Here is a 7,100-nt window from a genome sequence, read left to right on the forward strand (position 1 = left end):
TGGAACAGGCATCTTGCCTGTTCTTCCCACAATAAAACTGAATTTTTGTGGAACAGGCATCTTGCCTGTTCTTCCCAAAATAAAACTGAATTTTTGTGGAACAGGCATCTTGCCTGTTCTTCCCAAAATAAAACTGAATTTTTGTAGAACAGGCATCTTGCCTGTTCTTGAGGATTTGACAGGGCCATGAAACTAATCTAAAATCTCAAATCATATAACTTTTATTCTATCCAATTGTGCTTCTAAGTTCTCGATTAAATTATTTACTAACTGTAACTGGTACTGTTGAACATTCACATTTAATGGCTCTTTGCTGTCTTGAAAACAGATAACTTTTCCGGCGATTTCCTTGTAGTGTTGCAGCATAGAAAAAGTATCGGTGCTGAAGCGAGCGAGATAGTTTTTAGCAGCCTCACTGCAAATTTCCTTTACTTGATTGAGATAAGCTTCTGACGATTCAGGCGGCTTTTCATACCCAGTTCTTTTATTCAAAATATAGCTAGCACCGCCGACTACTGCGGCTCCCACAGGCCCGCCCAATAGCCAACCTAAGCCAGTGGCGATCGCCACTGGAGTCACTTCGCCCTCGTTCGACTTTTGAGCTGGAGGTGGTGGCGGTTCCGGTAAACTGACTTGCGGGGATGGAGGAAAGGAAATCAAAAGGGCGATCGGCGGTTCTTTCTCAAAGAATTCGCAAGCTTTATTTACCCATTCTGCGATGGTTTGCTGCTGATGTAACGCCTCTCGCTGAAATTTTAGCTTCCACGCATCAAAACTTCCTTCCTGAAGCGACAGCGCCATTTCCGATTGATACCGCTGCAAAAGTGTGGGCTGGTAAAGCCAAATCTCGAAGTCGGAAACGCTGGCTTGAAAGCCTTTTGATATCAGTTTTTCGGCTTTTTGTTTAATTTCAATTTTGTCTTTGTGCTTTTGTTGAGCTGTGGCTATTTCTGCGGTGACAGTTTCAGCTTTGGCTCGGAGAGAGTGGCAAATTTTAGTAGCTATAGCTTCAATTCTGGGCAATTTAACTGCTAGTTGTTCCTGTTGAGCTGCCACAATACTTTGCAAAGCCGATTCAAAGCTGGCAATTCCTGTAGTTTGGGCGGCCGCCACATCTCCTTTCAGCCTCGCCCTCAAAGCCGGCAAAGCATCGACGCGGTAGATATTGCTGATATTGTTCGGCAAATTGGAGCGAAAACTTTCGGCAACAAACAACAACCGATTGTAAACTTGTTTTTGGTCGTCTGGTTCGAGTAGATTGAGAAAATTGGCAACAAAGACGACAGTGTTGATGTTGCGATCGCTCAACCAATCTCTCAAGTTCTCCCGTTCGCCTAAAGTCATCAATTTGCGAGCATCTAAAACCTGCACAACTAAATCAGCCGTTAGCAATTTATCCCGAACCAAATTATCCTGTTCTTCGCGATCGTTGGTTCCCGGCAAATCCAGCAATTCCACACCGGTTTGCAGGAATGGATGGGGACAGTAAACATTCACGGCCGCCACATCATCCCGCATTTGTCTCGCGTCGTCAAGGATGGCGTAGCGTTTCAAAACATCAGTCCCCCGTTCGCTAATTTCCCTGCCGTCTTTCAGGGTAATTTTTGCGTGCAATTCCTCGCCGTAGTTGACATAAATGGCAGCGCCTGTAGTGGGCACAAGGTCGATCGGCAAAGCACGATTTCCAAGCATTGCATTGAGCAAAGTGGACTTGCCGTAATTAAACGGGCCAAAGACAGCAACTTGAAAAGTTGGTTTGGCGAGATAGTCGCAGATTGAGGTAGTATCTCGATACAGTTGGGAGTTTTTGTCAAGTTCGAGAATACCGAGGGCTGATTTGAGATAGTCGGTCAGGTATTGATAAATTTCGGGTTGTTGCATATTGTTGTTTTATTTCATTTAGCGGATGCTAGGAAAGCTTGATATAGCGATTCAATACTCTGCGACTCGGCAGAAACATCAGCCTCCAATTTTTTCAACCGCTGCGATTCAGCCTGAAAATTAATCTCGTGAGATTCCTTTTGTTCCAGCAAATTATCTAACTCAGATTTCCGAGAAGTAATATCAGCATTCATGCGATCGCCCACTTCTCGCCCGTAAACATCAAAACACTCTTTCACAGCATCGTGAATCGGCTGCCACTGCTCTTGAGCCACCTGCGGCAGATATTTCACTAGCTCTTTTTTCGCCGCTTTCACCAACTGTTTATGAGCTCCGTCTGCTTGCAAAACCCCAACACCCATGCCCAACAAAGCCAAGTACAGCGGCCCCAAAACAATCCCCGTCAAACTAGCAAGAATCGTACTGACGCTCAACACAGTGATTAAGTTGAGCAGGATATTTTTCCAATCAAAACCCGCTCCTGCCATTGCTACACCTGCCAGATTTCCAGTCGTTAGCGAGAACAATCCCATCGCCCATTTTGCCCAACTGGGCGAGTTATCTTCGTTCGAGTTGCTGACTGCTGCTGGTATTTTTTGTCCCGTCAGTTTTTCGGTAATTTTTTCAGTCACTTTCGTGTAAGATGCTCCGTAATTTGCGGCACTTTTCGATAGCTGCGAAAATGCTGAATTCATTTCTTGTTCGGCCGTGAGAGTCCAAGCTGCTAGTTTGTCATTGATGTACTGCTCGAATGCTCGTTTGAGCGATGCTTCAAAAGCTTCTCGCTTGCCTTGGCTGAAGAAATCCAGAAATCTCAGTTCCGGTTGATACCGTAAGAAATCTGTTTCAAAGGTATTTTCTAAGTTGAGAACGTAGGCGCGAAAAGAATCTGCGATCGCCCGCGATTTACTATCTCTAACTTCCATAATTTCTTGTTGAAATTCATCGCGAATCTGAGTCAGCTTTTTAAACTCCGGCTCAACTGAATTAATCTTTTCTTTCAACTCATTGACATCGCGATCGAGTAATGGTAAGCGGCGCCCAACAGCTTCGCGGACGCGAGCAGAAATTTGACGCGCCAAAGTCCTCGCCGGACGCAATTCCGAAATCGCCCTTTCCTGCGTCAAAAACGTATTCAGTGCCGCCATAAACTCTGGAAAACCAGTTCCTGCCAAATCCGCATCCGGGTTTTTCATCCGCAACCTGAGCGCCTTAATTGAGGTAATTGCAAACACTCGCTCGTCGTAAATGTCGTGGCCTTCTGTTAAACAATATTCAGCCAAATTAGCTTGAAAAACCCGCCGCAGTTTCCCTTCTGCTTCTGCCAATTCTTCAGGATCGTCCGGGTCAATCAAACTTTCCCGCACCTGATCCCAAGCATTTATCAGGAAGAAAATGCTCAAGCCGCGATTTTTGATGTAATTTTCTAGATAGCGTCTTTCGCCCATTGTGCAAGGCTGAGTTGCCCTGAGTACAAACAAAATAGCGTGGCAGTTGTTGATGTAACCGAGAGATAATTCGTTGCGGGATTCTGTATCGTTCAGTCCGGGACTGTCTACTATTTCTATGCCTTTTTCCAGCAAAGGTAAGGGATATTCTACTACGGCGCAATCGATATCTGGAAATGCTGCTTTCTTTTCTTCTTCTAAGCGTTTTGCCTCAGCGGGGTCAATTGTGTAGTTCTGTTTAAAACTTTTAAAATCTAGCTGTTTTGGGCTTTTGCCGTCATTGAAATAAACGGTGACTTTTTTTTCGGAACCGTAGCGCAAAATTGTCAGCAAAGCTGTACAGGGATTTACATCGCTGGGCAGTAAGTTTTCGCCGATTAACGCATTGAGAAAAGTGCTTTTACCGCGTTTCATGTCGCCTAGGACTAGCAGCCGAAAGACTCCTTGGCGCAAGTTTTTACTGGCGACATCAATGTCGGCGTTGTCTGTTTCTAAACCGAGTTTTCCCGATGCTTCTCCTCCTGCTAATTCTGATTGATTGATGGCTGTGGCGATGTTGCTGAGGCGAGTGGCAATTTCTCGGCGGACGGCGGCTACTCGCTCTAAATCGTTGAGAAAGTTGCTAGTTTCTACTTTAAGGTTCATGGGTGTTTCCTGATAGTTTCCTGCGTGAGCTTTTCAACTTTTGTCTTCTTCAATAAACATTTTGTAAGCTATGAAAGCAATGCCTCCCACTATCAGGGCGGCTGCCAGCCAAGATGCTATGCGAACTGCAACGATAACAGCAATGACAATGCCTGTAAATTGAGCGGCTGCTATAATTTTTCGGCGCCACTGTTTGAGTTTGCCGTTAACTTGGCTGTCTGGTTCTTGGTACTTGCTTGTTAGATGTTCGGGCACTGAGCGGTCAATTTCGGCTTCTAGTTCGCGGAGCCGAATTTCTTGTTCTCGCTTCCGCAGTTCTTGTTCTTTGCGCCGGAGTTCGCGGGATTTGTTGTCAGGAGAATTCATAAATTTTAGCCTGTTTTCCGCTGGAAAAAGTGTTATTTATTGTCAATGTTGCGGATCGATAAGTTCTCTACGACTGTAACTCACATTTTCCCGCCTGTCGAGAAATGTTAAGAAATTTTAAAAAGGGCGATTCCCTACGGGATAACTACGCTTCACGACTAATTGAGCCGATCGCCCTACGCCCTAGGCTAGCCGCTGCAAATCATCAATAGCCTTCGGGCCCGATAGTAGTGCGATCGCACTCAGCTTCCGACAAATCCACCAAGCGCGATCGAAATAAGTTGCAGCCCCCTAATTGAGCTTTGCTTAACTTTGCTTTCTCCAAATTAGCTCGGCTCAAATCCGCATATCTCAAATCAGCATTCGTCAAATCTGCATTATACAAATCCGCACCTTGCAAATTGGCTTTCTGCAAATTAGCACCTTGCAAATTGGCGTGACGCAAATTTGCTCTTGATAAGTTGGCTCTTGATAAAGTTGCTTCCGACAAGTTAGCTTGATAAAGTTGAATGTCGCCCAATTCAGCATCTTGCAAATCAGTTTTATAAAGATTGGCTTGAGTCAAATTTCCGTAGGGCAAATAAGCTCGCCTCAGAACGCTACCAGAAAGATTTATTTCTGTCAAATCTGCTTGAAACAAGTTATGTTCACTTAAGTCAACGGCGTTAAAGTTTCGCTGGCCCTCAGCATACTGAGCAAGCAATTCCTCAGCGCTTAGCTTTTGCATTTTCATTCCTCATGACGACAGCTACTGCAGCCAATCCATAACAGTAATTAATGGTTATTGTTCTGTGTATTTATACTTATGTCTCTTATTATGTTAAGCTTGTGTAACAACAGTCGCATTTTTTCTAAGATTTTTTTTATATTTGTAAATTTTTGCCTTGCTCGACCAGTAAGCGGTTAGTAATGTCAAGATCGATCGAGAAACCACAGCGAATCCTCTACTGAAATATGCCAGAACTTCCTCTCTCCATTGCTCAGCACTACCACGAACGGACAAAATACGACCCTGAAACCATTGCTGCTAAAAGTAAACAGCTAGATTGGACAGAGCAACCTGTTCCTTTCAAAGAATATAAAATTGGAGCCTATTTTGACCTCAAGCCTTATCTAAAAGACCCCTCCGAGGATGCCGATGCCGATCCCGATGCCGCTTGGTGGCATCGGTTATCTAGCTTGTTGCTGTGCAGCTACGGGTTGACGGCGAAAGTGCAGACGGTAGACGACAGCTACCTGTATTTGCGATCTGCACCCTCGGCGGGTGGACTCTACCCAGCAGAGGTTTATTTAATCTCCCGTGGCACTGCCCAGTTGCCGGCCGGACTCTACAACTATCAGTGCAGAACTCATTCACTTGTTCATTTTTGGGACAGTCAAGTTTGGCCGACATTGCAAGCAGCTTGTTTCCAGTCGCCAGCGCTAGAAAATACCCAATTGGCGATCGCCATTACCACTATTTTTTTCCGTTCTTCTTGGCGTTACGAAGACCGAGCTTATCGGCGAATTTTTCTAGACACTGGCCATTTATTGAGCAATATCGAGTTAGCTTGCGCCGTCAACGATTACCGACCTCACCTGATTGGAGGATTCGCGGACGAAGCTGTCAATGAATTACTTTACATTGACTCGGAGCAAGAAGGAGCGATTTGTGTAGTTGCTTTAGCCGACTTGCTAGATATTGACCAAAACTTGCCTAAATTTAAAACAGCTTTGCCCGGAAACACCACCACAGATTACCCGAAAATTTCCGACGGTCAACTGTTAAAATACCTCCACAAAGCCACGCATTTAGAATCAGACCCTACCGGATCTGACGGCTGGAAACTTGATGAAAGTGAAGGGGAATTAGAGGATAAATACAACTTTCCCTTTTGTACTAAAGTTTCGACGGTCACTCCTTCGATTCCTTGGGGAGTGAACCTGGAAACTTTAGAAAATACTATGCTCAAAAGGCGTTCGACCCGTGCTTATACAGGTGCTTCTTTGAGCTTGGGCGAACTGCTAGCTATGCTGGATTTTACTTACCAGCCGCAGCACTATATCGACCAAGGATTAGACGGTAATCCAGACTATTTCGATCTAAGTTTGATCGAGACTTTTATTGCTGTTTCGGGAGTGCATGGGTTAGAAGAAGGCTGTTACTATTACGCTCCGAAAGCTCAAGAATTGCGGCAAATTCGGTTTAAAAATTTCCGCAGGGAACTGCATTTTTTGTGTTTGGGGCAAGACTTGGGCAGAGATGCGGGGGCGCTGTTGTTTCACACGGCGGATTTGAACAGGGCTGTAGCAAAATATGGCGATCGAGTTTATCGCTACTTGCACATGGACGCGGGTCATTTGGGCCAGCGGTTGAATTTAGCAGCTATGCAACTGCGTTTGGGTGTCAGCGGTATCGGCGGCTTTTTTGACGATCGTGTCAATGACGTTCTCGGTATTCCTGCGGGTGAGGCTGTGCTTTATATTACAAGTCTCGGAAGACCTCGATCGTGACAATAAGTTGGTTGTTATTTGTCAGTAGTATTGCTTCACTAAGCCCAGGCGCATCTAAATTTTACAGTCAAGTTTGATGAAATTAACATCTTACACCCTTCTCAAGAACAGGCAAGATGCCTGTTCCACAAAGAGTGAAATTCGGTGTTCTACAAAGAGTGAAATTCTTGTGGGGAGTAGGGGTTGGGCGTCCCGCCCGCCCTAAAAATACAACAGAACAGGCAAGATGCCTGTTCCACAAAGAGTGAAATTCGGTGTTCCACAAAG

The 7,100-nt window shown here is 45.1% G+C and carries 5 protein-coding genes; 1 reads left to right on the forward strand and 4 read right to left on the reverse strand.

Annotated features, from left to right (window positions below):
• Positions 1-210: 210 nt before the first annotated feature.
• The 4 genes from QUB16_RS27610 to QUB16_RS27625 form a co-directional block, all read right to left on the reverse strand.
• Positions 211-1,881, reverse strand: coding sequence for a dynamin family protein (locus QUB16_RS27610; protein ID WP_333321114.1), 1,671 nt, complete (start codon positions 1,879-1,881; stop codon positions 211-213).
• 14 nt (positions 1,882-1,895) lie between these two features.
• On the reverse strand, positions 1,896-3,974 hold the full coding sequence (locus tag QUB16_RS27615) for a dynamin family protein (protein ID WP_333321116.1): 2,079 nt from the start codon (positions 3,972-3,974) through the stop codon (positions 1,896-1,898).
• Positions 3,975-4,007: 33 nt separating this feature from the next.
• A complete protein-coding gene (locus QUB16_RS27620; RefSeq protein WP_333245086.1) occupies positions 4,008-4,340 on the reverse strand; it encodes a hypothetical protein in 333 nt (110 codons plus the stop codon).
• Between the two features lie 205 nt (positions 4,341-4,545).
• Positions 4,546-5,067, reverse strand: a complete 522-nt coding sequence (locus QUB16_RS27625) for a pentapeptide repeat-containing protein (protein WP_333321118.1) — start codon at positions 5,065-5,067, stop codon at positions 4,546-4,548.
• Between the two features lie 227 nt (positions 5,068-5,294).
• On the opposite strand from QUB16_RS27625, the gene QUB16_RS27630 reads away from it, so the two are divergent.
• A complete protein-coding gene (locus QUB16_RS27630; RefSeq protein ID WP_333321120.1) occupies positions 5,295-6,833 on the forward strand; it encodes a SagB/ThcOx family dehydrogenase in 1,539 nt (512 codons plus the stop codon).
• The last annotated feature ends 267 nt before the right edge of the window (positions 6,834-7,100 follow it).

Source organism: Microcoleus sp. D3_18a_C4 (assembly GCF_036702415.1).
Lineage (GTDB): Bacteria > Cyanobacteriota > Cyanobacteriia > Cyanobacteriales > Microcoleaceae > Microcoleus.